At 59.6% G+C, this 25860-nt stretch carries 21 protein-coding genes; 11 read left to right on the top strand and 10 right to left on the bottom strand.

The features are described 5' to 3' along the window. Positions 1 to 145 precede the first annotated feature (145 nt). Positions 146 to 1279, bottom strand: coding sequence for an acyltransferase family protein (locus ACP7AJ_RS13315; protein ID WP_426060700.1), 1134 nt, complete (start codon positions 1277 to 1279; stop codon positions 146 to 148). Between the two features lie 394 nt (positions 1280 to 1673). Here ACP7AJ_RS13315 and ACP7AJ_RS13310 point away from each other — a divergent pair, with 394 nt between their 5' ends. From ACP7AJ_RS13310 to ACP7AJ_RS13285, 6 genes are all read left to right on the top strand, one after another. Next, positions 1674 to 1883: a hypothetical protein gene (locus tag ACP7AJ_RS13310; protein ID WP_426060699.1), complete on the top strand. Its 210-nt coding sequence runs from the start codon at positions 1674 to 1676 to the stop codon at positions 1881 to 1883. A gap of 586 nt (positions 1884 to 2469) precedes the next feature. After that, positions 2470 to 3042 carry a hypothetical protein gene (locus tag ACP7AJ_RS13305; protein ID WP_426060698.1) on the top strand — a complete coding sequence of 191 codons (573 nt, stop codon included), beginning with the start codon at positions 2470 to 2472 and terminating at the stop codon, positions 3040 to 3042. A 115-nt stretch (positions 3043 to 3157) separates the two neighbouring features. After that, positions 3158 to 4393, top strand: coding sequence for an MFS transporter (locus ACP7AJ_RS13300; protein WP_426060697.1), 1236 nt, complete (start codon positions 3158 to 3160; stop codon positions 4391 to 4393). 231 nt (positions 4394 to 4624) lie between these two features. Continuing rightward, entirely contained in the window at positions 4625 to 6688 is a 2064-nt protein-coding gene (locus tag ACP7AJ_RS13295) for a hypothetical protein (RefSeq protein WP_426060696.1), read from the top strand. Positions 6689 to 6799: 111 nt separating this feature from the next. Then, the gene (locus ACP7AJ_RS13290) at positions 6800 to 8848 is read left to right on the top strand and encodes a DUF3857 domain-containing protein (protein WP_426060695.1); all 2049 of its coding nucleotides are present in this window, start codon (positions 6800 to 6802) and stop codon (positions 8846 to 8848) included. Positions 8849 to 8940: 92 nt separating this feature from the next. Next, positions 8941 to 10890, top strand: a complete 1950-nt coding sequence (locus ACP7AJ_RS13285) for a DUF3857 domain-containing transglutaminase family protein (RefSeq protein ID WP_426060694.1) — start codon at positions 8941 to 8943, stop codon at positions 10888 to 10890. A gap of 314 nt (positions 10891 to 11204) precedes the next feature. Here ACP7AJ_RS13285 and ACP7AJ_RS13280 read toward each other — a convergent pair whose 3' ends face one another. Beyond that, entirely contained in the window at positions 11205 to 13247 is a 2043-nt protein-coding gene (locus ACP7AJ_RS13280; RefSeq protein ID WP_426060693.1) for a hypothetical protein, read from the bottom strand. Positions 13248 to 13433: 186 nt separating this feature from the next. Then, positions 13434 to 14306 carry a hypothetical protein gene (locus ACP7AJ_RS13275; RefSeq protein ID WP_426060692.1) on the bottom strand — a complete coding sequence of 291 codons (873 nt, stop codon included), beginning with the start codon at positions 14304 to 14306 and terminating at the stop codon, positions 13434 to 13436. A gap of 167 nt (positions 14307 to 14473) precedes the next feature. Here ACP7AJ_RS13275 and ACP7AJ_RS13270 point away from each other — a divergent pair, with 167 nt between their 5' ends. From ACP7AJ_RS13270 to ACP7AJ_RS13260, 3 genes are all read left to right on the top strand, one after another. Continuing rightward, positions 14474 to 15208 (top strand): M48 family metallopeptidase, encoded by a 735-nt coding sequence (locus ACP7AJ_RS13270; protein WP_426060691.1) that lies wholly within the window; start codon positions 14474 to 14476, stop codon positions 15206 to 15208. Positions 15209 to 15280: 72 nt separating this feature from the next. Then, positions 15281 to 15502 (top strand): membrane protein insertion efficiency factor YidD, encoded by a 222-nt coding sequence (gene yidD, locus ACP7AJ_RS13265; RefSeq protein ID WP_426060690.1) that lies wholly within the window; start codon positions 15281 to 15283, stop codon positions 15500 to 15502. Positions 15503 to 15635: 133 nt separating this feature from the next. Beyond that, positions 15636 to 16550, top strand: coding sequence for a hypothetical protein (locus tag ACP7AJ_RS13260; protein WP_426060689.1), 915 nt, complete (start codon positions 15636 to 15638; stop codon positions 16548 to 16550). Between the two features lie 59 nt (positions 16551 to 16609). Here the strand turns inward: ACP7AJ_RS13260 and lgt are convergent, their stop codons facing one another. The 7 genes from lgt to ACP7AJ_RS13225 all read right to left on the bottom strand — a co-directional run bounded on the left by lgt (position 16610) and on the right by ACP7AJ_RS13225 (position 23388). Continuing rightward, positions 16610 to 17578, bottom strand: coding sequence for a prolipoprotein diacylglyceryl transferase (gene lgt, locus ACP7AJ_RS13255; RefSeq protein ID WP_426060688.1), 969 nt, complete (start codon positions 17576 to 17578; stop codon positions 16610 to 16612). Between the two features lie 151 nt (positions 17579 to 17729). Further along, positions 17730 to 18035: a hypothetical protein gene (locus ACP7AJ_RS13250; protein WP_426060687.1), complete on the bottom strand. Its 306-nt coding sequence runs from the start codon at positions 18033 to 18035 to the stop codon at positions 17730 to 17732. Beyond that, the gene (locus ACP7AJ_RS13245) at positions 18028 to 18669 is read right to left on the bottom strand and encodes an RNA polymerase sigma factor (RefSeq protein WP_426060686.1); all 642 of its coding nucleotides are present in this window, start codon (positions 18667 to 18669) and stop codon (positions 18028 to 18030) included. The genes ACP7AJ_RS13250 and ACP7AJ_RS13245 overlap by 8 nt, the downstream gene beginning before the upstream one ends. A 158-nt stretch (positions 18670 to 18827) precedes the next feature. Next, on the bottom strand, positions 18828 to 20750 hold the full coding sequence (nadE, locus tag ACP7AJ_RS13240) for an NAD(+) synthase (RefSeq protein WP_426060685.1): 1923 nt from the start codon (positions 20748 to 20750) through the stop codon (positions 18828 to 18830). An 86-nt stretch (positions 20751 to 20836) separates the two neighbouring features. Beyond that, positions 20837 to 21508: a ribonuclease III gene (gene rnc, locus ACP7AJ_RS13235; protein ID WP_426060684.1), complete on the bottom strand. Its 672-nt coding sequence runs from the start codon at positions 21506 to 21508 to the stop codon at positions 20837 to 20839. A 226-nt stretch (positions 21509 to 21734) separates the two neighbouring features. Further along, positions 21735 to 22985 carry a beta-ketoacyl-ACP synthase II gene (gene fabF / locus ACP7AJ_RS13230; RefSeq protein WP_426060683.1) on the bottom strand — a complete coding sequence of 417 codons (1251 nt, stop codon included), beginning with the start codon at positions 22983 to 22985 and terminating at the stop codon, positions 21735 to 21737. A 166-nt stretch (positions 22986 to 23151) separates the two neighbouring features. Further along, the gene (locus ACP7AJ_RS13225; protein ID WP_035564218.1) at positions 23152 to 23388 is read right to left on the bottom strand and encodes an acyl carrier protein; all 237 of its coding nucleotides are present in this window, start codon (positions 23386 to 23388) and stop codon (positions 23152 to 23154) included. A gap of 173 nt (positions 23389 to 23561) precedes the next feature. Between ACP7AJ_RS13225 and ACP7AJ_RS13220 the strand changes: the two genes are divergently transcribed. Beyond that, positions 23562 to 23990 carry an IPExxxVDY family protein gene (locus ACP7AJ_RS13220; protein ID WP_426060682.1) on the top strand — a complete coding sequence of 143 codons (429 nt, stop codon included), beginning with the start codon at positions 23562 to 23564 and terminating at the stop codon, positions 23988 to 23990. 227 nt (positions 23991 to 24217) lie between these two features. Further along, positions 24218 to 25657, top strand: a complete 1440-nt coding sequence (gene pyk / locus ACP7AJ_RS13215) for a pyruvate kinase (RefSeq protein ID WP_426060681.1) — start codon at positions 24218 to 24220, stop codon at positions 25655 to 25657. The last annotated feature ends 203 nt before the right edge of the window (positions 25658 to 25860 follow it).

Genomic DNA, 25860 nt, shown 5'->3' with positions numbered 1-25860 from the left:
CCCGCGGTTTTAGCGCACCAGCCGGGGCCAGCACTGCCCAAGGGCATCATATCCCAACGGTTAGCCTTGCGGACTTTGGGGCCATGACTGCCCACGGGCTGGCAAGTACGTGCCTGAATTGGGCAAAACGCAGCACCCTCTGCTTTTAAACCACGGCACCTTCCAGCAGCGGCGGAACTGCCTCGAGCGTTACCAGTACAGGCGCAGCCTCCTTCTTCTTCGGCACTACCAAGCGCTTGCTCAGCGCATTGACTGGCATCTCAAAATACTTCCACGAACACCACGCCAGCACAAAAATCAGCGTCATGCACTCCGCCAAAAGCAGCCGGTGGCTCACGGCTGCATTTTCAGAAAACGGCAGGTGCCGATTCAGCCAGGTTAAAAGCGGAAACGCCATATAAAGAATTGACAAATGGTATAGATAGATGCCATAACTCATTTTGCCAATCAGGATGAGAAACTTGTTGTTGAACACCACGCCCAAAGCGCCGCCTTCCTTATCGCCATGGGCCACGAAGTAGCCAATCAGCCACGTAACGAGCACCGCCACCAGGGTGCGTTGGCTCAAAAAGGGCAGGTGAATAGCAAACGCTATTTTTCCCACCATCAGGCCCGCACACGCCACAGCCAATCCGCATAGCCCCAGATACACCTTGCCAAACCACTCGGGTTTCTCCACAATCACCCAGGCCAGCAGGGCCCCAATGCCCAGGGCGTTGAAACAGGTCTGCGGCAGCACGTGTCTAAAGTCGGAAGGTGGCAACACGTGCCGGCTGTAGCACCCTACCGCAATGAAAATAATAATGGTGTGCAGCAGCCACTTCCGGGGCATCAGCACCATGGCAAACGGCCACAGCAGGTAGAACTGCTGCTCGACTGCCATGGTCCACAAATGCGATAAGCGTCCCCACTGCTGGTTCTGATAGATTACAAAATTGCTGGTGAAGTTCAGGTAGCTCCGGTAGTCAGCGGCGGGTGCCCCTTGCAGCAGGCAATCCAGCAGCACAATGAGATAGTAGGCCGGGAATATTCGGAACGCTCTTTTCAGAAAGAAATTCCTGAACACGTCGCGCTTGCGGTACTGTTGCAAGTCCAGGGCTTTGCGGTCTTTCAGCAACAGGGCCGTGATTAGAAATCCGCTGATGGTAAAAAATACGTCGGGCCCGGACACCCTGTCTGAAATGCGAAACAGGATGTGCTCCTTCGGCAGCGAATGATTGCAGAGCACAAACAGGATGGCGATTGCTCTCATCGCATCCAGTTGCTTGATATATTTCATGTAGGCGCGAGATGGTATAGGTGCGAAATAGGCAGAAAGGGTTAGTTCAGGGATTTGAATATACTAAAACTAAGTTTATAAATTCTAAATTCTTATAGATATTTCACCTATTCTCTGGAAATATTTCATTATTAACAGGGCAGCTTGGAGACTGCTGGCGTACCGAAAAGCCCGTGGTGGCCCGGGCGATTCGCCTGGCAGCACCCCCACGGAACAGCACAAATCGGCCATCATCCTGCGGGCACGCTAACGCCGGATGCCGTTGCCATAGCCCTGCCGAAGGCATCAGCATCACCCAGTAGAAACCTAGTAGCCGGAGCGCAACGAGAGGGCACGGTCCGAAAACTAGTATCCACAACAATCCGTATGTGGGCGCTTACCAACATTTGAAGGCATGTCTACTACCCCTCAATTTGGTCCGCAAGAAAAAACCCGTGCCCAGCGCAAAGCCCTAATGGACCGCGCATTTGCTTGGAACACAAAGCAAAACCGGGAGCTGGGGCCATTTGCGAAAGAGCTTTGCCAACGCTACATCGCCGGCGACCTGAGCCTGCCGCAGGTGATTGCCGAGGTAGAGCACATTCACCGCAGCTTATACGCCTGATTATTGTCCGAGCCAGTGGGTGTGAACCAGAAACACTCCGCTTCGGCACCGGCTTAGCCGGCAAACTGCTCCCGCTGGGCCACGGCTGCAAAACTTGCTGGGCCGTCCCTGCGCGACGCTCTGCTTCGCCAGTTCGTCCAGCCCGACGTCTCCGTCGATGTACTGCTGCAATTCCTCGAGCAGTAAGCGCATGGGCTCACTGCCCCAACGGTGCAACCGCCAAGCCCCATTCGGCGTGACGTTGGCGCTTGGCGCGGGCTGCCTATTCGGCAGCAGGCAAGGATGGGTCAATGATAACGATGGGTAAATGAAACCGAAATACGCTTTGTGTTCCACCGGCACAGCTCAGTTTGCACATTCCTTCTTTGATTTATTTACAAAAGAGATTGAAAACGATTGAGCTTAAACCCTGAAAAGTGAGGCACCATTGGGGCTACTTTCTGCACACCCGGTGTAGTCACCGCTGCACCACCAACGAGCTGCGTATCTGAACGCCACATGTCCGGCACAAGCTCGGCATAACCTTTCCGCGCACGACAAGTATCTCTGACGGCGACTTTTTCCATCACTTAACTCCTGCGTGAGCATGACGGCTTCCTCGGACCCCAACGACGAACTACACCGCCCCACGGACCCGGCCCGGCTGGGGGCTGACCAAGGCCCCGGCTCCGCGCCGGAGGACGACCCCAAGGATTTTTCTTCGGTAATGGCCCAGGCCGACGGCAACCCCAACGGCGAGGGCCCACGCCCGCACACCCCCGACAATAACTCCGGGAATATGGAGGCGGGAGGGCAACTGGGGTCTGAATTTGATAAGTTGCGCCGCCAAGGGGCCAGCGGCTCCGCCGACGGTTACGGTGCAGTAGGTCAAAGCGAAGGACTGGGCCGGGCAGGCTTCAACGGCGACGAAGACCGCGGCTACGACCAGAGCGGGCACCGCGGTGGCCTGGGCACCAGCGGCGGACGCGAAGACCTGTCGGGCCGGCACTTCGATGCCGAGGGCAACCCCTTCACCGGGGGCTACAGCGGTGGCGACTACGGCCCGCCGGATGAAGGCATCGCCCAGCGCATCGGCATGAATAGCCAGAACCCCACCGATGAGCCAGCTCCCGGTACAGCGCAAGCGTCTGACGGCAATACTACTAGCGACGAAGACTGACCCACTGCTCTGCTTTCCCCCATTTGGCCCGGGTCACGCTGCGCTAAACCTGCGCCTGCAGGATAATATTCCAATACTATTGGCACCGGCAAAATGCCGACCTTTGCGGCCTCTTATGGCCACTTCTGCTTCCCGACCCTACTCCATCGGCTTCTGGCTGATGTGCTTTTCGTCGTTCCTCTTTTTTCTTAGCTTCAACCTATTGCTGCCCGAGCTGCCCGACCACCTGTCGCGGCTGGGCGGCGGCGAGTATAAGGGCTACATCATTGCCTTGTTTACGCTCACGGCGGCTATTTCGCGGCCGTATTCGGGCAAGCTGGCCGACACCGTGGGGCGCATTCCGGTGATGATATTCGGCTCGCTGGTGTGCTTTCTGTGCGGGTTTTTCTACCCCTGGGCCCTTACCGTGACGGGGTTTCTTACGCTGCGGCTGCTGCACGGCTTCAGCACGGGCTTCAAGCCCACGGGCACGGCGGCCTTCATCGCCGACATAGTGCCCCTGGAGCGGCGCGGTGAGGCCATGGGACTGCTGGGCGTGACCGGCGCACTGGGCCTGGCCTTCGGGCCCGCCCTGGGCTCCTGGATAGCCCAGACGTTCACCCTGAACACGATGTTTTATTGCTCGAGTGCCGTGGCGCTGCTCTCGCTGTTGGTGCAGGGCACCCTCACCGAAACCCTGCCCGAGGCCCAGCGGCAGCGTTTCAGCCTAGGCTTGCTAAAGCTGAAGTGGAGCGAGATTCTGGAGCCGCGCGTGATGTCGCCGGCCATTGTCACCATGCTGTGCCTGTTTCCCTACGGCGCCATGCTCACCGTGGTGCCCGACCAGAGCCGGCTGCTAGGGCTCGAGGGGTCTACCAAGGGCTTGTTCTACGTTTTTCTCACCGTGGCTTCGCTGGCGGTGCGACTCGTGGCTAGCAAGTCGTCCGATATCCACGGGCGGGTGCCGGTGCTACGGGTATCGGCGGGCATACTGGCAGTGGGGCTGGCCCTGCTGGTCTGGTCGCCCACGGTGGAGTGGTTTCTGGCGGCGTCGGTGGTGATGGGCGTGGGCATGGGCCTCAACTCGCCCTCGCTCTACGCCTGGACCATCGACCTGAGCCACCCCGAGCGCCGCGGCCGCGGCGTGGCCACCATGTACATCGCCCTCGAAATTGGCATTGGCGTGGGGGCGCTGCTGGCGGGGTGGCTGTTTGCCAACAAGCCGGGCCGTCTGCCCTATGTACACGGCATGAGCCTGGCGAGCGTGCTCGTGGCTGTGGTGTACTTATACAGTGTGAAATCGACGGGGCCAATGGTGGCGGAAATCATTCCGCAGCCTGCCCCCGAGCCGTCGCCCGAGGAGGTGGTCTAGTTGCAAGCCTTTGGCTTAGGGCCTACCCATTAGCACGTCCATCCCGCGCCTGTTGTGCTTAGTGGCACAGCACGGCAGCCCGTTGGCCAATGGCCGCGAATGTTATTTATTTTCAGTCTTGAATAAATAACTGCTTTCTATGATTATCGAGCCCAAAACCCGTTTGTTTTTAGGATTTCGAAGATTACTTTTAGCATTTCAAAGACTGTCTACCCCTCTCTTTTTCTGCTGATGCAAGCATCTTTACTGCTCCGCCTTTGGTGGCGGAGCTTGCCCGCGCTGCTCGGATGCTGGCTGGCGGCCGGAACCGCGTGGGCCCAGCCCGAACCCATCAAATACGGCCAGATTGACAAGCAGGACCTAACGGCCACGCCCTTCGTGGCCGACAGTGCTGCGGCTGCCGTGGTGCTGTGCGACTTTGGCCGCTCGCGCATGCGGGGCAAGCGCGATGGCCTGGAAGTGGTATTTGAGCGGGTCACGCGCATCAAAATCCTGAAAAAGTCGGGCTACGAGGAAGCTACCGTAGAAATACCGCTGTACCACCGCGACGGAAACTCGGAGAAGGTCTTCAACCTGCGCGGCTTCACCTACAACCTGGTGAATGGCAACGTGGAGAAAACCAAGCTGGAGGCCAGCGGTGCCTTCATCGAAAAGCGCACGGCCCACCTTCAGGTGCAGAAATTCACGCTGCCCAACGTGCGCGAGGGTTCCGTGATTGAGTATGCATACACCCTGACTTCGGACTTCCTGTTCAATTTTCAGGACTGGACCTTTCAGCGCGACATTCCGGTGCGCTGGAGCGAGTACCGGTCCAGCATTCCCACGTTCTACAAGTACAACATCCTGTACCAAGGCATTAGGCCACCCGATGTCAACTTGATGAGCGTGGGCTCGGTCAGCCTGCTCCTCGACCGAACCGTGCAGGGAGGCCTGGGCACCGGCCAGAGCGCGGGCAACATGACCCTCAGCGCCACCACCGAAGACCACCAGTGGGTGCTGAAAAACGTGCCCGCGTTTCAGCCGGAGCCTTACATGACCACCGCCCGGGACTACACGGCCCGGCTGGACTTTGAGCTGACCGGCGAGCAGTGGCCCGACGTTCCCTACCGCGACCTGACCGGCAGCTGGGATAAAATAAACGAGCGGCTGCTGGGCATGGAAGACTTTGGCGGGCGCATTGGCCGGGTCGGCTTCTTGCAAGACCAGTTGCAGGGCCTGAGTACGCAGTACCCCGACATCAAAGCCCGGGCCGCCGCCGTGCGCCAGGTGGTAATGGCCGCCGTGCGCTACGACGGCCACGACCGCCTTTATGCCTTGGAGCCCCTGCGCAAGGCTTTCGACGCGCATCGCGGCTCTTCCGCCGACGTGAACCTGTTGCTGCTTTCGGCTCTGCAGCAGGCAGGCATCGCGGCGCATCCGCTCCTGCTCAGCACCCGCGAGCACGGCCGCGTGAACAAAGAATACCCGCTGCTCGACCGCTTCAACTACGTGCTGGCGCTGGTACCCTTGGCCGATGGCAAAGACCTGCTGGTGGATGCCACCGAGCCGCTGCTGCCCTGCGGCGTACTGCCCGAGCGCTGCCTCAACCGCGTGGGTCGCCTCGTGAGCAAGGTGCCGGCCCAGGCCCGCTGGGTAGACGTGGTGCCTGGCCAGCGCCACGTGCATTTTCAGCAAGTGCACATGACCTTGGATGCCCAGGGTGGCCTCAGCGGCAAGGTCCACGAGGAGTTTGGGGGCTACGCTGCCTCCGATGCCCGCACCGAGCTGGCCACGCAGGGAGAGAAAAAATACCTGGCGGGAGTGCGGCAGCGCCACGAAGGCTGGGCCCTGCCCACCCTGACCCTGGGCCAGGTCGACAACCCCGATAAGCCCCTGACACTGGACTACGAGTTTCGCCAACCAGTGGTCGGAGAGCCGGCCACTGGTCCCCTCTACTTAAGCCCACTTAGTGAGTTTAGCTCGGGGCAAAATCCTTTCAGGCGAGAATCCCGGGCCTTCGCCGTCGATTTTGGCGCGGCGCAGGATGAAATACTTATCGTGAACCTCACCCTGCCCGAGGGCTATGAGCTGGCCGAAATGCCCAAGGCTGCCGTGGTCGACCTGCCCCGGGAAGGTGGTCGGTTCCGCTACAGTGTCAGCAACAACTTGCCCGGGGTGGTGCATCTTTCTAGCCGCCTCACCCTGCCCAATGCCGTGTATCCGGCCGAAGACTACGCCAACCTGCGCGAGCTGTACCGCCTGCTACTGGCCCGCCAGAGCGAAAAACTCGCTATTCAGAAAAAAGCTAGCCGCTGAGCCCGCGCCGCAAAAGCAGGAAAACGCTTTGTTTAGTGCTTGCCATTCAGCATGCTGCCCCTAGCTTTAGGCGCCTTACTTCTATTCCCTCACTCCTTCTTTTCCTTTTGCATGAAAGTACCTCTACTTTACCCCGCAACCCTGGCAGCCCTGCTGAGCAGCTTTGCTGCACAGGCCCAGTCCGAGCCCATTAAGTTTGGCAAGCCCGACCCCAAAGACCTCACCAACGCGCCCTTTGTGGCCGACAGCGCGGCCTCTGCCGTGGTGCTCTGTGACTACGGCACCGCCACCTTCCAATACATCAGCAACGACTTCAAGCTGGTGTCGGAACGCATTACCCGCATCAAAATCCTAAAAAAATCGGGCTACGATGTGGCCACCGTGCAGGTGCCGCTCTATCATCGGGCCACCAACGAGGAAAAACTCTCTGCCCTGCGCGGCTTTACTTACAACCTGGTAAACGGGCAGGTGCAGAAAACGAAGCTGGAAAGCAGCAACACCTTCACCGAGGAGCGCACCCAAAACGTGCGGGTGCGCAAGTTCACGCTGCCCGATGTGCGCGAAGGCTCGGTGATTGAGTACGCCTACACGGTGACGTCGGACTTCTTCTTTAACTTCCAGGACTGGTCTTTTCAACGCGATATCCCCACGCGCTGGAGCGAGTTTCGGGCCTCGATTCCGGAGTATTTTGACTACAAGATGCTGCTGCAGGGGTATCATTCCCTGGCCGTGCAAACAAAGGAAGAAAACCTAACGCAGTTCACGGAGCGCTACGCGGGCACCACTACTGGCGGTGGCTTCAGCACCTCCCGGGAAGGCCCCAGCAGCGCCACTGCCACGGCCCACGTCATGAGCTACAAATGGGCCATGAAGGACGTGCCCGGGTTCCGCAACGAGCCCTACATGACCACGTCGGAAGACTACGTGGCCCGGCTCAATTTTCAGCTGGCGGGCGTGCGGTTTCCGGGCCAGGCCTATAACAACGTGGCCGGCACCTGGGAAAAGATTAACACAGAGCTGCTGAGCGACGACGATTTTGGCATGCAGCTCGACCGCGGCAGTTTGCTCAAGGACCAAGTGGTGACCTTGGTGGCGAAATATCCCGATACCGAAGCTCGGGCTGCGGCCGTGCGCCAAGTGGTGATGGCCGCCGTGCGCTACGACGGCACCGACCGATACAAAACCACGAGCCCGCTCCGCAAGGCCCTGGAAGCCCACCGGGGTACTTCGGCCGATGTCAACCTGTTGCTCATCGCGGCCCTGCGCACTGCCGGAGTCCCGGCCCACCCCCTGTTGCTGAGCACCCGCAGCCACGGCCGCGTCAACCAGTCGCTGCCCATGCTCGACCGCTTCAATTACGTGGTAGCCCTGGTGCCGATGCCCGACGGCAAGGAGCTGCTGGTGGATGCCACCGAGCCGCTGCTGCCTTGCGGTGTGCTGCCCGAGCGCTGCCTCAACCAAACCGGCCGGCTCATCATGAAAAACGCCAACGAAGGGCGTTGGGTCGACCTTACCCCTACCCAGCGCTACGTGCATTACCAGCAAATAAATCTGACGCTGGACGCCGAGGGCGGGCTAGCGGGCAAGGTGCACGAAGAACATGGCGGCTACGCCGCCGCCGATGTGCGCAAGGAGATTAGCCGCCTGGGCGAGAAAAAATACTTCGCCGAGCTCACCAGCCACCACACCGGCTGGACCTTGCCCAAGTTTGCAGTGGTCGAGCGCGACAACGTGGCCAAGCCCTTGGCTTTGGACTATGAGTTTGTCCAGCCCGCCGATGACAACGCTACGGCTGGCACCTTGTACCTGAGCCCGCTGCGTGATTTCAGCAGCGAGCAGAATCCGTTCCGGCACGACGAGCGCCTCTTCCCCATCGACTTCGGTGCCCTGCGGGACGAAACCACCATGATAACCTTGAACCTGCCCGAAGGCTACGAGCTGGCCGAAACGCCTAAGGCCACCGTGGTTGAGCTGCCCAATGGGGGCGGCCGCTTCCTCTACAACGTCACGGCCACTACGCCCGGCACGGTGCAGCTCACCAGCCGCCTGAACCTGCGGAAACCGGTTTATTCGGCCGAAGAATACACTCATTTGCGCGAGTTTTATCGCCTGATGCTAGAAAAGCATGGCGAGAAGCTGGTGGCTAAGAAAAAGGTATAGCTGCCTGCATAAACAGACCAAACGCCGGGCTAGGCTTTGCGCAGCACGCCTTTCTTTCGGCCCTATCTTTTATAGTCAAGACTTACCTATCCGTGAAAGCACTGCTACCCCTCATTGCTGCGCTGCCACTCAGCAGCTTCCTGTTACTAAACTCCAGCCCTCCCGCCCCGAAGTACGCCGTAGAAGACATTCCAGCGTCGCTACGCGAAGGAGCTCACGCCGTGCTCCGCGCCGACGACGAAGTAGTTACCATTAAATCGCCGGGGCGGCTGGTACACACCGTGCACCGAGTGATAACCGTGCTTGACGCGGCTGGCGACAACTTCGGCCGCCACTCTGTAGGCTACGACGCCCTCAATACCGTGAGCTACCTGCGCGGCGCCGTGTACGATGCCAGCGGCCGCCTGCTGCACCAACTCCGCGCTGCCGAAGTCCACGACCAGGGCATGGGCGACGCCGGCGGCAGCTTCATGACCGATGTGCGGGTGCGCTATGCCGACTTGCGCCAGCCCCAGGGGCCGTATACGGTGGAATTCGACTACGAAATAGTATCGGACAACACCCTGTTCTACCCTGACTGGCAACCGCAGGAAGAAGAAGGCCTTGCTGTGCAAAGCGCGACCCTCCGCGTGAGTACCCCCACTACCCTCCCCCTGCGCTACCAGGAGCGCCAGTTGCCCGGGGGCACTACCGTAGCGCACACCACCGCCGGCAACCAGGAAATATACCAGTGGCAGCTGGCCAACCTGCCCGCCCTTGACGACGAGGAGGTTGCGCCGCCATTGGCCTACACCTCCCCGGCCGTGGTGCTGGCCCCGGCCGCTTTCGAGGTGCAAGGGCACAAAGGCACCGCCGCCAGCTGGCAAAGCTTTGGGCAGTGGAACTATGAGCTGAATGCGGGCCGCGACCAGCTCCCGCCGGCCATCCTGGCCAAAGTGGCTGCTTTGGTTAAGGACGCCCCCGATGCTCGCACCCGCGCCCAGCGCATCTACAGCATGCTGCAGGGCAGCACGCGCTACATTTCGGTGCAGCTTGGATTGGGCGGTTGGCAAACCTTCCCTGCTAGCTCGGTGGCCGGCAACGGCTACGGCGACTGCAAGGCGCTGAGCAACTACACCAAGGCGCTGCTGGCCGCGGCCGGCGTGCCGTCCTACGTGGCCCTGGTGGGTGCCGGCTCTGACCGCCCCGACCTGCGCCCGGATTTTCCCAGCTCCCAGTTCAACCACGCCATACTGTGCGTGCCCATGGCCCAAGCCGGCCGGCCCGACACGCTGTGGCTGGAATGCACCAGCCAAACCAACCCGTTCGGCTACATGGGTAGCTTCACCGGCAACCGCCATGCGCTGCTGCTCACGCCTCAGGGCGGCCAGTTGGTAGCTACCCCGCGCTACGGCGCCGCCGAAAACCGCCAAGTACGCCGCATCGACTTGTTTTTAGACGCTGTGGGCGGGGCTACCGCCACGGCCCGCACTCTGCGCACCGGCCAGGAGCAAGACTTCTACTCTCAGCTGCTGCACGAGCTGGGGCCCGCTGAACAGAAAAAGTACGTAACCGACCGCCTTCGGCTACCCACGTTCACCCTCACCAAATTCAACCTGGCGGCCACGCCGGCCAGCCCTACCCCGGGCGTAGTTGAAACGCTAGGCCTTTCCCTGCCGGGCTTTGCCGTGCCCAGCGGCAAGCGCGTGTTCATCAATGCTAACTTATTGAGCCGTTTGCCCGCCCTGCCCACGCAGGTAGGCGAGCGCCAGGCCGCCGTGTGGCTGCCCCGCGCCAGCTTGCACGCCGACACCGTGCGCCTGCACCTGCCTGCCGGCTTCCGGGCCGAGACCTTGCCCGTCGCTGTTCAGTTCAGCACCGATTATGGCACCTACGCCTGCCAGTACCAGTCCCTGCCCGATGGCACCGTGCAGTACACCCGCCGCCTGGAGCTAAAGCGCGCCCAACTGCCCCGCACCGCCTACGCCGGCTACCTGGACTTCCGCCGCAAAATCAGCATTGCTGATAAGGCACAAGCGGTGCTGCTCAAGACCGAGAGCTAGGACCGTATCCGACATTGCGAGGAGGCACGACGAAGCAATCCGTCCTCTCAGAGCGACCAACCCTAAAAAGTAAAAAGCCCCGGCACTGCGCAGTGCCGGGGCTTTTTACTTTTTAGGTCGTTGCTCCGATCTGACCGCTTGTCGGAGCAACGATTTCCGGCGCCCAACAATCCGCTGCCCGACAACCGTAAAATGTGGGTAAAGACCAAGCACTGAGCAATGCTGGGGCTTTTCACCTCTCAGGGTTGGTCGCTCTGAGAGGACGGATTGCTTCGTCGTGCCTCCTCGCAATGACAAGGCAGCATCTAGTCTGCTTAAAACTTCACCCGCATCTGGGCCTTCACTTCCCCGCGCAGCGGCCCCTGGATGGTTTCCAGTCCAGTTCCCACCGTGTTCTGGTACCGATACCGCGTCTCCGCGTACCGCAGCCAGAAGCTGATGGCGCGATTAACGCGTAGTTCGGCAATGCCATATATCCGTGTGCCCTGGCCATAAAGGGCTGGGATGGATACGGCCAGCAGCACGTCCTGCTCATACACGTACTGGCGGGTATCGTAGTCGTCGGAGTCGAAAAGAGAGTAGCGGGCCGTGAGCTTGAGGGACGGGCTAAGGCGGTAGCTCACGTCCTGAGCCAGCACGTAGCCACGCCGCCAGGCCCGGCCGTCGTCGTCGCGCAGGCGCGAGGCCTGCACGCGGGTGCGCAATTCCAGGGAAGTGGTGGACGCCACGTTGTAATACATCAGCACACTCTGCCGCAGCTGCTGGCCGGGCAACGGAATGGGGCGGGTCTGGCCATCCGTTGGCAGGTCGCGGGGCTTGAGGCGCTGGCGCAGCTGCATGTAAAGCAGGCTGGCTTTGGCTGGCGTAAAGGCCAGGCGTAGCAAGGCATCGTGGCCATGGGTGGGGGCACTGGCCCGGTAGCGCAGCCAGGGAAAACTAAATTGGTCGTAGTAGGCCGATATTTCCCACCTAGCCACGGGCCGCACTTTCAGGCCCAGGTAAACGCCGGTTTCGTTGATATTGCGGGTGTTTTCGCCAAAAGCATTACCGTAGATGGTGTGAAAATTGGCGTCGTAGTGCCGCGCCAGCACTGCCGCATCCACGGTGGGGCCCAGGCTGGCCAGCAGGCCGTTCACGGTGCCCAGGCCGCCGCTGCTGCTCCGGGCTGTTTCGCCAAAGAGCAACAGGTTGTGCCACACATAGCTGTAGTTCAGGGACAGCGCCAGGTTTTGCTTGCCGCTGAACTCAAACCGGTTGTAAGGCTCGGCGCGCTTCAGCAGCGGAGTGCCGTAGTGAGTAAATACGCCGGTGGCCGCCACGGCCAGGTTGCCATTGCGGCTGGTGTAGCCCAAGTTGCCGCCCCCAACCGTTTCGGCCAATTGGTGACGGTTTGCTATTTCGGAGGCCGTGCGATGAAACCCCGTGTAGAGCAGCCCAGACGTAAATTCATCGAACTGCGCCAAGGAATCCTGTGCTTGCTGCAGGTTGGCATCCACGTTCTTATGCGAGGCGAAGCCCGTGGCCTGCACCATGGGCGTCACCTGCACCGTGGCCGCGCCTCCCCGAAAAAACGAGTTTTCGAGCAGCGAGGAATAAGCCCGCACGCCCACCGACGAACGCCGCAGGGTGGTAATGGTTTCGGCACCCTTGCCCACGCCCAGGCCCGACGATAGCAGCAGGCCCTGGCCGAACTGCAGCTGGTAGTCGCCCAGCGCCAGGGTTTTCAGCCGCCCCCGCTCTTGCAGCAGCAAATGCGCCGACACATAATCGGCGCCAAACTGCCCGTTTTTCGGGTTCCAGGTCAGGGGCTCACCGGCGTCTTTTTCCATCGCAAAGCCCAAGCTGAAATCCTTGGTGTGGCTCATCCGGTAGCGAATCAGCATCTTATCGGGCGAGCCGAGGTAGCGCGTGGTGGGTCGTCCCTGAAACAAGGTGGGCGGCGTGTAGCCCCGGCGCTGCTGCAGCACCCGTTCGTAGCGCAGGTATAGGGCATTGTTGTCTTCTCTGGCAATGCGCTGCCACAGCGAGCCCCGCGAGGCATTTTGATTGCTACTCAGCACGCTCATAAAGGGCAGAATGCGGTTGATAGTCCGCAGTTCGTAGCCTTCAATGCTTTGTAGCTCATACACGCTCAGCAGGTCGCCGTTGGCCTCGCGGTGCCGAAGCAGGGTGGTTATCTGGTTTTCGCTCAGCAGCAGCAACGACCGCAGCTCTTCGCGGGTAGCAGTGTTGAGGTTGATGGGGGTTTGATAATACTGCAGCAGCGTTTCGTAGAGGTCCTCGTAAGGCACCTGGTCCGACTGTATTTCGGCAAATAACTCCTGCGTAAGTCGGTCCAGGTCGGGGGCCCGGCGCACATATTCCTGAGCGGAAACCGGGTTATTAATTAATAATTGGCCGTTAATAATTAATAACCCGACAATCAGAATCCTGCATTTATTAAACAAATAATTAATTCGCTCTAAGTATTGACTTAGATTAAAAGTAGCGCGTTTTATCATCTCTGATTTTTTAATTAATAATTGAGAATTAGTAATTAAAAATCACTTGCCCCACGATTTGCTCACGCTCAGGTGCTGGCTAAAGCCCAGCGCTTGCTGAAATGCGGCAGCGTAGTCTATCTGGAAAGCGCCGGCCAGCACGCCAATGCCGGCGCTGGCTTGTTCGGTGAGAGTAGCCAGCCCCATTCGGGCCACCAGTACGGGCACGGGCCGATATTCCATCCCGGCTTTGAAATTGGCGTCTCGCTCCACATCTTTCTCGGTTTCAACCACGAGCAGCACTTGCGTGCTGGGGCGGTAAGCCAGGCCGGCTTTGAGTACGGTGGGCACCCGCTCGTCCTGGTAGCTGGCCAGCCGGGTTTGGCTGAAGTTGTAGAGCGAGGCGCCGAAGGTTAGCCGCTGGGGCACTACTTCAATTTGCCCGCCCAACGTGCCCAGCAGCACGCGCCGGCTGCCCAGGCCCTCGATGCTTACCTGCAATAAATCGACGCGTCCGCCCAGGCTGATTTGCCCGAAGCGGTAGCCGTAGCCAACCCCTAGCCGGGTTTCGTTATAAAGCTGGCCGCCGAAGCGCACAGCCTCGAAGGCCACCACACCGTGGCGGGCCCAGCCTTGTGCCGGAGCAACCAGGGCCTGCGTTGGAACCGTGCCATCAGTGGCAAACGACGCGCCCGGCGTGCGTCCAACAGGCAACGCAATCGTGAGGGCGCCCACGTTCAGGGCCGGACTGAAGTAGCGGTTTTCAGCATAAAAGCCTACTGTGGGCTGCTGAATCTCGCCCAGGCCCGCCGCGTTGTTGCCCATGCTCCAGACCTCTCCCGCCAGCGCCACCGAGGCATTGCCCAACGAGGCCGCCCGGGCGCCCCGCACGCCGGGGCCATTGCCCTGAGCCGCTGCCGAGCCAACCGGCACCAAGTTGAAACATCCTAAAAAAAAGCTAAAAAATAAAAGAACCCGAGGCCCACAGTACACCATGCCGGGAAGGTAACACGCTGCTGGCAAATGGCTGAGCTTGCTGCCGAAATTATTTTGTTGGGGTTTGTGGTTATGCTATTCGGCCCCATTGCCGAACTTGCCGCCTTATGCCCCGCTCCTTCTCTGCCGCGCCGCGCCGCGAAACGCTTCTTTATAAAAACCAACCCCTTAGCTACACCCTTGTCTTTCGGTCGCGCCGCACCATCGGCTTTGCCGTTCGGCCCGATGGCAGCGTGCACGTAAGCGCCCCAGCCGGAATTTCGGCCGAGTGGGTGGCCCAGCAAGTTCTTAAAAGAGCCGACTGGATTCTGAAGCACCAGGCCACCTTTGCCAGCCGCCCGGCCCCCGCTCCTTCCCGCCGCTTTGAAGCCGGCAGCACCCAATATTACCAAGGCCAGCCTTACCGGCTGCGCTTCGAATCAGCCCCCCGCGCTACCGTCTCCCTCGCCGGCGAAGAGCTGGTGCTTGCCACTCCCACTACCCCCACGCCTGCCCAGGCCGAAGCCCTGCTCCATGCCTGGTACGCCCGCCAGGCCAGCGCTCACTTCGCCGATTCGCTGGAGCGGGTGTGGCCACGCTTTGCGGAATTCAACCTGACCCGTCCCGCCTTGTTTGTGCGCGCCATGCGCACCCGCTGGGGCAGCTGCACACCCCGCTCGGCCCGCATTCGTCTCAGCCCGGAGCTTGTACGGGCCCGGCCCGAATGCCTCGACTATGTGCTGCTGCACGAGTGCTGCCACTTGCTGGTGGGCGACCACTCCAAAGCCTTTTATGACCTGCAAACGCGGCTTATGCCCGATTGGAAACAGTGGAAGGCAGAGCTGAATGCGCTGCCGAAGTAGCCCGTTCCAAACCTGCACCATCGGGCTACTACCTACACATTCATCAGCCGCTCGGCATTTACCTTCACTCCTATGTCCCGGCTGTTTCGCGCCCTTTTTCTTGCACTCGTCTGGTTTTACCGGAATTTTATTTCGCCGCTCACCCCGGCGAGCTGCCGCTACACGCCCACCTGCTCGGCGTATGCGGCCGAGGCCATCACCAAGTACGGCCCGTGGCGCGGCGGGCGCATGGCCCTGCGCCGCATAGCCAGCTGCCACCCCTGGGGTGGCCACGGCTTCGACCCCGTTCCGTAGTTCCGGGAAGAGTTAGCAGTCCGGGGCTTATTGCCGATTTAATAGCCCCTGCCACCGGCCAGTTCTTCGCTTGCCCGTACCATAGCAGGTGGCTTTCGTATAGGCTGCATTCACCCTCTGCTTGATTCTTTCGATGCGCTTATTCCCATTGTTGCCCGCAGCACTCGCCGTTCTACTCTCATCCGCCGCTTGCTCACAAGCCAACTCCGACGAAACCGCAGCATCAACCGATGCGCCTGAGGGCAAAACCGGTAAGAAAAAGAAGAAAGACAAGGAATCACTAGAGAACCGCATGATTGATGCTGCCGTGCCCGGCCTGCGTCGCCTGGGCACCCTCGAGGGCGTTTCCGAAAGCTCGGGCCTGGCCCCTGGCCCTCAGCCCGGCACCTACTACACTTTTGGTGATAATGGCAACCCGCCCATCATTTACCAAATTGATGGCACGGGCAAGGTGACCAATCAACTGAACATCGGGGCCAAAAACAAGGACTGGGAAAGCCTAACCCGCGACCCGCAGGGCACCTACTTCATCGGCGACTGCGGCAACAACAACTCCGACCGCACCGACCTGCGCCTGCTGCGTTTTAACCCCGCCAGCCCGCAGCAAATTGGCGTCATCAAGTTCACCTACCCCGACCAAAACGAGTTTCCACCCAAGAAAAAGCAGCGCAACTTCGACTGCGAAGCCATTGTGTGGCAAGACGGTAAGGTCTGGCTTTTCACCAAAGACCAGCAGGAGCAAGCCAGCAACGTGTATACCGTGCCCGACCAGCCCGGCACCCACACTGCCAAACGTGTGGGCAGCATCGCTGTTCCTGGCCGCGTCACCGACGCGGCGCTCAGTCCCAGTGGGCGCCGCCTTGTGCTGCTGGGTCGGGGCGAGCTGTTCATTCTGGATGGCAGTTCCTGGGCCGAAATTCTCAAGGCCAAGCCTCGTCGGCTAGACCTCGCCGGTACCGGCCAAACGGAAGGGTCCGTCTTTCAGGATGAAAACACCCTTCTAATCAGCACCGAAGAAGGCGGGTTCTACGAGTTCAAGCTGCCCTGAAAGAGCACAGGAAGGTAAGCAGCACTCTCTTACACGTGATGCAGCGCGCAGCGAAGCGCTTATTTTTTCTGCCCGCGCGGCTGGTTGTAAGTAGGCACTGGGCCCGCCTGGGGCTGGGGTGGCACCTGCCCCGAGGGCTGCGCTCCCTCTTCCAAACCTAGGTCGCGCGGAGCGTAGCCATACGGGTTTTGGGGGTCTTTGCCAGCCCGCCACAGCACCCAGATTCCGATAATTATCAGCGGAATGCTCAATAGCTGGCCTTGATTGAAGAGGTTGCCATCTTCAAAAGCCACTTGGTTTTCCTTCAGGAATTCGCCCAAAAAGCGCTGGGTGAACAGCAACACCACAAACAGGCCAAACAACTGCCCGCGGGGAGTGCGCTCCTTGGTGCGGTTCCACATGGAGTAAAGCAGGATGAGCAGAAACACGCAAAACAGCGCCTCGTAAAGCTGCGTGGGGTGGCGAGGCACCGCCACGCCGTCTACCAGGTGTTCGATGTCGCGCGGAAAAATGAAGGCCCACGGCACATCCGTGGGCTTGCCCACAATTTCAGAGTTCATCAAGTTGCCAGTGCGGATGCAGGCACCGCCCAATGCTACCACAATCACAATGCGGTCGAGCACCCATAGGTAATCGAACTTGTTATTGCGGGCAAACAGCCAGCAGGCCAGCAGAATGCCAATAGTGGCGCCGTGGCTGGCCAAGCCGCCCTGCCAGATGCGGAACACCACCATGGGGTCGGCCAGCAGTGCGTCGAGGTCGTAGAATAGCATGTGACCCAGGCGTGCGCCTACTATGGTACCAATCAGCATATAGATGGTAATTACATCGACCCACTGCGGGGAGGTGCGCTCCGAGCGGTAGATATGCGTCAGCACAAATGTGCCCAACACGAAGGGCAGCATAAAAAACAGCCCGTACCAGCGCAACGTAATCGGCCCTAGCTGGGTGCCAAACACCGACCATGGGCCAAAGGCGTGAATGATGGGGTCAACGTTCCAGTAAATGGCGGCGAGGAAAGGCAGCATGCGAACAAAAATGAAATGTGGGTTCAAAGGTACTCAGCCGCTTGTGCTCGCCGCCTTGCGCACGAGGCAACTGCTCCAATTGGTTTCAGAAGAGCCGGGCGGTTGGAAGGGCATGATCTGCCCCCACAGCAGGCCCGGCGGGCGAGAGAAATCAGCGTTGCAACTGCTGCGGCAGTTGCTGGTTGGGCCTGGTGCTTCCCGTAGCGGTGCCGCCTCCCCGGAATCCCGAACCGTCGCCGCTCAGGCTGAGGACCAGCACCCCCAGCAGCGCGGCATAAGCCGGCCGGCGCAGCCAGCCGGGCAGCAAATTCTTATCCTCTGCGGCTGTGGCAACGAGGCGGGCCTGCACCCGACTGTAGAAAAACGGCCGGGGCCGGGCTAGTGGCTGGTGGCGGAGCTGGTGCAACAAGTCGTCCCATGCCGGGTCCGAATCGGGGCGAACGGAGGAATTAGCCATGGCGGAAATGGGGTTGCAAGTGGTAACGAAGGGTTTTGCGGGCCCGATACAGCAGCGACTCCACGGCGGGCACGGTGGTGGCAAGCACGGCCGCGATTTCTTCGTAGCTCAGCTCCTGCTCGTGGCGCAGGGTGAAGGCCACCTTCTGCTGGTCGGGCAAGCGGGCCAGGTGGTCTAGCAACAGTCCGAGTTGCTGTTGCCCTTCCAGCAGGGCCAGCGGGTGCTCGTGGGTGGGCAGGTCGTGCAGCACTTCATTGCCGAAACCCAACAAACTGGTGAAATAAGCAAACCGTTTTTTTGCCTGGGCCCGCCGCAGTTGTTTCAGTGCCCGTGACGTTGCCAGCCGGTACAGCCAAGTGCTCAGGGCCGCCTCGCCCCGAAACCGACCGATAGTCTGATGCACCTCCACAAACACCTCCTGCGCTACGTCTTCTGCCTCTTCCGGTGACCGGAGCAGCGACAGCACCGTGCGATAGATGCGGTCTTGATAGCGCTCTACCAAGATTCGAAAAGCAGCTTCGCTGCCCTGCTGCAACTGCGACACCAGTTCAGCCTCGGCTGCAGCCGCTGGGCTGTTCAGACAGAGCGCGGCCGGTGGGTCGTCAGTCAGCAGCAAGGGGAGAGAGTAAGCCACAAATTAGGAGCGAAAATGCTGGCAAAGAACTGCCCGAGCATCAACTAAGCAGGAACTACAATGCCTTAGGCCCCATTTGCCTGACAACCTTGCGCGGATTTCAGCTTTTTATTTCCGTTATCTGAATTCCTGCCGCTTTACACCAGCCAGAGCGGCTGCTACAACGCCGCCAGCTCCTCGGCAAACCCACCGCTGAGAATAGGAAAGCGCAGCCACGAACGCGGGTCCACGTTATAATCGTCGAGGTGGAAGCTGGGCGCATACCGCTCCCGCTTCCACTGGTTGCGGCTCCAGAGCGTGTAGAAGCGGCGCACAAACGTTTTAAGCTCCTCGCGGTCGAAGCCAGTGTCTTCGGTTTCGAGCGCTGCCAGCACCTTGCTCGGGCTGAGGCGGTCGTAGAATGCCAGCCGCTCGATGCGGTTGAGCAGCGTGTAGGGCATGAGGTCCCGCTCGTCGGTTTGCTTCTCTTCCAAGGGCCGCAGTTCGGCGGTAGGCTGCAGGGCATTCACGTGGCGCAGAGCGGAGTAGCCCAACTCGGTTTCAGCCCAGCGCAGCCACTTTTTCACAAAGTCCTTGTCGACGCCCGCAATGGGCGAGATGCTGCCCGCCGTGTCGCCGTCCATGGTGCAGTAGCCCACGCTGGCCTCCGAGCGGTTCGACGTTGTGATGAGCAAGGCATTCTGCACGTTGGCCAGCAGCCAAATGGCCGGGGCCCGCACCCGTGCCTGAATGTTCTGCAGGGCCAAGTCATCGGTTTTCCAGGTCAGCTCCCGGTCCAGCGCCCGCTGAATTTTGCCCACGTAGCCGGCCACTTCCTCGTCAATTTCCCAGTTATGAAAGCGGGCGCCGATGCTGTCGGCCAGTTCTTTGGCCGAGTTAAAGGTGTCGTTCGACGAATTCACGGTGCCCTGGTATGCACACGTGAGCAGGTGGGCCACCAGTTCCTGCTTGGTGCTGAGTTCCGCTGGAGCCACAGTATCTTCCTCTGCCACTACCTGGGCTGCTTTGCCGCCAGCGCCTTCCTGCTGCACCACCGTTTTGGCGGCTACCGGAAAGCAGCCGCAGCGGCGCTTAAACTCTTCTGCGCCCAACTCTTCCACGCCCAGCCGCACCATTTCGGCCACGCCCACGGCGCAAAAGCAGGAGTCAGCCCCACCGCTAAGGCTCAGCACAAAGCCCCGGGTACGCGACTTGCGCATGTAGTCAAACAGTCCCAGGCTCATTGCCTGGTTCAGCTCTTTGTACTCATCCGGCTCGGCCAAGGGCACTATATCTGCCGCCGGCGCCAGCTCGATTTCAAAATCCACGTCCATCCACTCCAAATCAACTTCTTTGAAGCTCAGCAACTGGTTGCGCAACAGCAAATGGCCGTTGCGGGCCACTAGAATCTCGCCGTCGTAAATTACACGCCCCGCCTCATTGCCCAGCAGGTTGGCGTAGAGGTAGGTGCAGTTGAACGTGCGCGACGCCTTCATCACCAGCTGGTAGCGCACGTCGGTTTTGCTCATGGCAAAGTGGCTGGCTGAGGGGTTCACAATCAAGTCAACCTTGCCCACCAGGCGGCTGGCCGGGCGCACGTCATCGGGGTGCCACGCATCTTCGCATATCTCGAAGCCGAAGCGCACGCCGTTGTGCTCGAAAATTAGGTCGCCCAGTGGCCACTGCTCCCCTTCCCATTCCACTGTCGTGGTTTCACCAGCTGGCCAGGGCGTAAAAAACCGGGTTTCGTAATGCACCCCATCGTTGGCCAGAAATTGCTTGGCTGCAAAGCCCAGAATCTCGCCATTGCGCAACACGGCGGCCGTGTTATAGGTGCGCTTGTGCAGCCGCACCGGCAGGCCCACCACCACGCAAATGCCCTCGGACCACTGTCGCACTTGCTGCAAGTAAGCCAGCGCCGCCTCGGGCATCCAGTCGCTCAGAAACAGGTCTTCACAGCCATAGCCAGTCAGGCACAACTCTGGCAAACATAACAGCTCCACGCCGTTTTCCTTCGCCATCTCAATGGCAATGCGGATGTTGCGAAGGTTGTGCTCCCAGTCGATGGGAATCTGGTTGAGGGCGGCGCCGGCTATTCTCATAAGAAAGAAGAAGGAGTATTTCTACAAATCAACTCCTTTTTAGCTCATCAGGTTGCCCTTTGCCGCTTGAAGGCTTTCCAGGAGCTTTACGAAACGCCCAGTGCCTGCAGCGCCCGGTCGGCTGCCAGCTGCTCTGCCTGCTTCTTGCTCAGCCCCATCCCGGTGGCTACTACTTCCTCATCCAGCAGCACCGTGGCGGTAAATTCCATCATACCGCCGGGCCGTGCTTCTCCCGTAATGTCGTAGCGCAGAGTCTTGCCCTGGCGCTGGGCCCATTCCACCAGTTTGCTCTTGAAATTGGCCGTGGTAGTGGTCAGCGTGTGCACATCCACAAAGCCTTTGACGAGGCGCGTCAGCACAAACTTGCGGGCCGCTTTGTACCCCAAGTCCAGATACACCGCGCCCACTAGCGCCTCCAGAGCGTTGCCGTTCACGGAGCGCGAGCGGGCGGCACGGCCTTGGCCGGCATCCAACTGCACCAATTGGTCCAGCCCCAGTTTCAGCGCGATGTTGTTCAGGCTTTCGCGGTTCACAATGCGCGAACGCATCTCCGTCAGGAAGCCCTCTTGTTCGTAAGGATACTTTTTGAAGAGGTATTCGGCTACTACCGTGCCCAGTACCGCATCGCCCAAAAATTCCAATCGCTCGTTGGTCTGGTGCCGGCCGATGGACGGCTGTTGCCGCACGGCCGAGGAGTGCGTGAAAGCCAGCCGGTACAGCTTCACATTGGTTGGCGTGAGGCCCGTGACCGTGCTCACAGCCTGCCGGAATGCCTTATCAGAACCAAAAAAACGGGAAACGAAACCGAGCAAAGTGGAAGGTGCTAATGCGTAATTGATTATTTGATACCCAGCAAGCAAGAACGTCATGCTGAGCCTGCCGAAGCATCTCTACCTCAAAACTAACTTTAATTAGTTGCGCGGTAGAGATGCTTCGGCAAGCTCAGCATGACGTTCCTAATGGCTTTACCTAGGCTTTGATGCCCTACAGCTTGCGGAAAATGACCGATGTGTTGTGGCCGCCAAAACCGAAGGTGTTGCTCATCGCCACGCGCACGTCGCGCTCCTGCGCCACGTTCGGGGTGAAGTTTAGCGCCTGGTTGATTTCCGGGTCGGGCGTGTGCAGGTTGATGGTGGGGGGCACCAAGCCGTGGTGCATGGCCAAGATGCTCGCCACCGCCTCCACCCCGCCCGCACCGCCCAGCAAGTGGCCGGTCATGCTTTTGGTTGAGGAGATGTTGATTTTCTCAGCGTGCTCGCCAAAAACCTGTTCAATGGCTTTGATTTCGGCACCGTCGCCCAGCGGCGTGCTCGTGCCGTGGGTGTTGATGTAATCAACTTCGGTGGTCTCAATGCCGGCATCGCGCAGAGCATTATGCATCACCAGCACTACGCCGCTGCCACTGGGGTCAGGCGCGGTAATGTGGTACGCATCCGATGACATACCGCCACCAATCAACTCGGCGTACATTTTGGCGCCGCGGGCCTTGGCGTGCTCGTACTCTTCGAGCACCAGTGCACCGGCGCCCTCGCCCAGCACAAAGCCGTCGCGGTCCTTGTCGTAGGGCCGCGAGGCCGAAGCCGGGTCGTCGTTGCGCTCGCTCATGGCCTTGAGGGCATTGAAGCCGCCTACGCCCGATTCGGTAATAGCTGCTTCGGAGCCGCCGGTCACCATCACATCAGCCAAGCCGAGGCGAATGTTGTTGAACGCCGCGATGATGGAGTCGTTCGACGAGGCGCAGGCCGATGTCGTAACAAAGTTGGGACCGCGGAAACCGTTCTTGATGGAGATGTTACCCGACGAAGAATCGGCAATCATACGCGGGATGAAGAAGGGCGAGTAGCGAGGCGTACCGTCGCCACGACCAAAGGAGATGCACTCCTCCTGCAACGACTTCAGGCCACCGATACCGGAGCCCCAAATTACGCCAACCCGGTCTTTATTAACGCCGCTTTCCAGGATGCCGGAATCAGCAATGGCTTCGTCGGCTGCTACCACCCCAAATTGGGTGAAGAGGTCCATTTTACGGTGCTCCTTGCGGTCGAAAAAATTGTCAGGCTCATAGCCTTTGACTTCGCAGGCAAAGCGGGTTTTGAACTTGGCCGGGTCGAAGCGGGTGATGGCGGCAGCGCCGCTAGTGCCCGTACGCAGGCCTTCCCAGTATGCCGGGGCAGTATTGCCCAGCGGTGTGATGGCCCCAAGGCCGGTAACGACAACCCGTCGGATGGACGACATAAGCAAACGCCAATGGCGCGAAAGGTGAAGCGGGATAAAACAGCAAAACCGGCCGGCGGCGGGCCAGCCGGTATTTGCAGGACTAACTGTTCATTCCGGGCTTAATAAAAAGGACGGGTAAGATGGTCCGCTCAAATTATCTGATGCGCTCCGAAACGTGAATTAACTATTTAGCGTGCTCTTCGAGGTAGCTGATGGCTTGGCCCACGGTGCCGATGTTCTCAGCCTGGTCGTCGGGAATGCTTACGTTGAACTCCTTTTCGAACTCCATAATCAGCTCGACGGTGTCCAGCGAGTCAGCACCCAGGTCGTTAGTGAAGCTAGCTTCAGTGGTAACTTCCGAGGCTTCAACGCCCAGTTTATCAATAATAATGGCCTTTACTTTTTCTGCGATTTCAGACATTTCCGTGGGGTTTAAGGAAAACTACGGCGCAAAGTAACGAGAGATTTTCCAACTAACCCATGCCCGTGCTTCCTAATTACGAGTACAAGATTATGGCGGCAGCCCTGGCAGCTGCCCGCTGCAAGCGTTAGCTTTGCCCTTGCCCGCTCGCCGGGTGCCCTACACGTGGCTATATGAAGACCTTCACCCTAGACGTTGATTACGAGTGCGACTTTGCCCTGTTTGGCTTGGTCAGCAGCACCCGCGACTATACCCTTGCCTGGACCCTGAACCGGGCCCTGCGCCTGCGCCTCGTTAAGCAGCCCGAGCTGCTGCTCAACCTGCTCAGTCGGGGCCGCCTGGTATTCACGCACTACCTGTACGCTACCGAAACGCTTACTTTTCGCCTGCTGCGAAATCGGTCCATTGCGCCCTCTAATTTAAAAAAGCCGTTCTTAGCTCCCGATATCAAGGAGTACGACTATCTGCTGGCCGTAAGCAATGGCAGCGGAGACCTCGCCGACGAAGAATTAATGCAACAACTCACGGCTCTCGACGCCGTGCAGTACGTGTGTCAGTTTGACCCAAATACTTTGAAATACAAGGAAAACTTGATTCTGTAATGAATGAATAAATTTCCCTCCTTAGACAGGGAGGGGATGTTTGAGCTAAGGGCTCAAAGTGGTTGAACTAGTAGCACGACACCTGAACGATGCGCCTATGATTCTTTCCGGCGTCGTTGGCCACGCCGACCTTCGGTTCAACGACCTCACTACCCAGCTGGCGCTTGGCGCCAGCGTCCCCTCCTTAAAAAAGGAGGGGAGTTTTTTTGTAATCAATCCCCCAATAGATGGAAAACCGTCCCACTTTCAACAAGACTAAAATTGTGGCCACTGTAGGCCCTGCCTCGAACACCTACGAACGCCTCGGCACACTCATCCGCGAAGGAGTCGATGTATTCCGCCTTAATTTTTCGCACGGCTCCCACGAAGACCACCTGTCCGTCATCAACACCGTGCGGCGGCTGAACAAAGACATGCGAACCTCCGTGGGTTTGTTGCAGGACTTGCAGGGACCCAAAATCCGCCTGGGCGAAGTGGAAGGCGGTGGCGTTGAAATCAAGGCCGGCGACAAAATCAAGCTGGTGTGCGGCGAGAAGGAAATCAGCACGGCCACGCGCCTGAGCACGATTTACCTGGGCCTGGCCCGCGACGTGAAAGCCGGCGACATGATTTTGATTGACGACGGCAAAATCGAGCTCAAAGTACTGGCTACCGACCGCGACCAGGAAGTAGACGTGGAAGTGGTGTACGGTGGCCTTGTGAAGCCCCGCAAGGGCATCAACCTGCCCGACTCCGAAGTGTCGGCGCCCTCAATGACCGAGAAGGACATCGAAGACCTGCAATTTGGCATGGACAACGATGTGGACTGGGTAGCGCTCAGCTTTGCCCGCAAAGCCGATGACATCTTGTTTATCAAGAAACTGATTGCCGATGCTGGCAAAAAGACCCGCGTGGTGGCCAAGATTGAAACCCCCGATGGCCTGCGCAACATCGATGAAATCATTGCCGTTACCGATGCCATCATGGTGGCCCGCGGTGACCTCGGCGTGGAAGTGAAGATGGAAGAGGTACCGATGGCCCAGAAGATGATTATTGCCAAGTGCAACGCGGCCGGCAAGCCCGTAATCGTAGCCACTCAGATGATGGAGAGCATGATTACGGCCCCGCGCCCCACCCGCGCCGAAACCAGCGACGTCGCCAACGCCGTGCTCGACGGGGCCGATGCCGTGATGCTCTCCGCCGAAACTGCTGTGGGTGCCTACCCCGCCGAGGTAATCCGCTCCATGGTGGGCACCATTCTGAGCGTGGAAAGCCGCAGCCCACAGCTCTTCCACCATTGGTGGCCCATCGACCCGGCTAGCCCCAACTTCATGGCCGACAGCGTCATCTCAGCAGCCTGCCACCTGGCCAAAAACACGGGCTCGAAAGCCATCACCGGCATGACGCACCATGGCTACACGGCCTTCCAACTGGCCAAGTACCGCCCCAAGGCCAACATTTTCATCTTCACCGACAACCGGCCCTTGCTCACGGCCCTGAGCCTGGTGTGGGGCGTACGCAGCTTCTATTACGACCGCCTCATCAGCACCGACAGCACCGTAGCCGACATTCGCTACGTGCTCACCACCACGGGTCACCTGGAGGTCGGCGACGTGTTCATCAACACCGGCTCAATGCCGATTCAGGACAAAGGCAAAGCCAACATGGTGAAGGTAAGCGTGGCGTAAACTCTTGCTGTGCTCTGGAAATTAATTGCCACAAACAAAAGGGCTTCCCCACGTGTGGGAAGCCCTTTTGTTTGCGTTGCTGTGCCATAGCCTGCCATCTGCGCTTCCTTTGCATATGCCTCAATAAATGCTACAACCTCACCCGCGCGGAGGAGGTGGCCGGCGCATGCGGGACTTCTGAGCAGCCGCAGGAGCGTTGACGA

Source organism: Hymenobacter sp. B1770 (assembly GCF_049896385.1).
Classification (GTDB): Bacteria; Bacteroidota; Bacteroidia; order Cytophagales; family Hymenobacteraceae; genus Hymenobacter.
This window is presented reverse-complemented; position numbering and strand designations above follow the sequence as displayed.

Bases quoted from the DNA above. Each gene is read 5' to 3' on its own strand.
- fabF (WP_426060683.1), bottom strand. From the start codon at position 22,985: ATGTCGTCCATCCGACGGGTTGTCGTTACCGGCCTTGGGGCCATCACA.
- yidD (WP_426060690.1), top strand. From the start codon at position 15,281: ATGTCCCGGCTGTTTCGCGCCCTTTTTCTTGCACTCGTCTGGTTTTAC.
- pyk (WP_426060681.1), top strand. From the start codon at position 24,218: ATGGAAAACCGTCCCACTTTCAACAAGACTAAAATTGTGGCCACTGTA.
- ACP7AJ_RS13305 (WP_426060698.1), top strand. From the start codon at position 2,470: ATGACGGCTTCCTCGGACCCCAACGACGAACTACACCGCCCCACGGAC.
- ACP7AJ_RS13310 (WP_426060699.1), top strand. From the start codon at position 1,674: ATGTCTACTACCCCTCAATTTGGTCCGCAAGAAAAAACCCGTGCCCAG.
- ACP7AJ_RS13250 (WP_426060687.1), bottom strand. From the start codon at position 18,035: ATGGCTAATTCCTCCGTTCGCCCCGATTCGGACCCGGCATGGGACGAC.
- ACP7AJ_RS13260 (WP_426060689.1), top strand. From the start codon at position 15,636: ATGCGCTTATTCCCATTGTTGCCCGCAGCACTCGCCGTTCTACTCTCA.
- ACP7AJ_RS13300 (WP_426060697.1), top strand. From the start codon at position 3,158: ATGGCCACTTCTGCTTCCCGACCCTACTCCATCGGCTTCTGGCTGATG.
- ACP7AJ_RS13295 (WP_426060696.1), top strand. From the start codon at position 4,625: ATGCAAGCATCTTTACTGCTCCGCCTTTGGTGGCGGAGCTTGCCCGCG.
- lgt (WP_426060688.1), bottom strand. From the start codon at position 17,578: ATGCTGCCTTTCCTCGCCGCCATTTACTGGAACGTTGACCCCATCATT.
- ACP7AJ_RS13290 (WP_426060695.1), top strand. From the start codon at position 6,800: ATGAAAGTACCTCTACTTTACCCCGCAACCCTGGCAGCCCTGCTGAGC.
- nadE (WP_426060685.1), bottom strand. From the start codon at position 20,750: ATGAGAATAGCCGGCGCCGCCCTCAACCAGATTCCCATCGACTGGGAG.
- ACP7AJ_RS13225 (WP_035564218.1), bottom strand. From the start codon at position 23,388: ATGTCTGAAATCGCAGAAAAAGTAAAGGCCATTATTATTGATAAACTG.
- ACP7AJ_RS13220 (WP_426060682.1), top strand. From the start codon at position 23,562: ATGAAGACCTTCACCCTAGACGTTGATTACGAGTGCGACTTTGCCCTG.
- ACP7AJ_RS13270 (WP_426060691.1), top strand. From the start codon at position 14,474: ATGCCCCGCTCCTTCTCTGCCGCGCCGCGCCGCGAAACGCTTCTTTAT.
- ACP7AJ_RS13315 (WP_426060700.1), bottom strand. From the start codon at position 1,279: ATGAAATATATCAAGCAACTGGATGCGATGAGAGCAATCGCCATCCTG.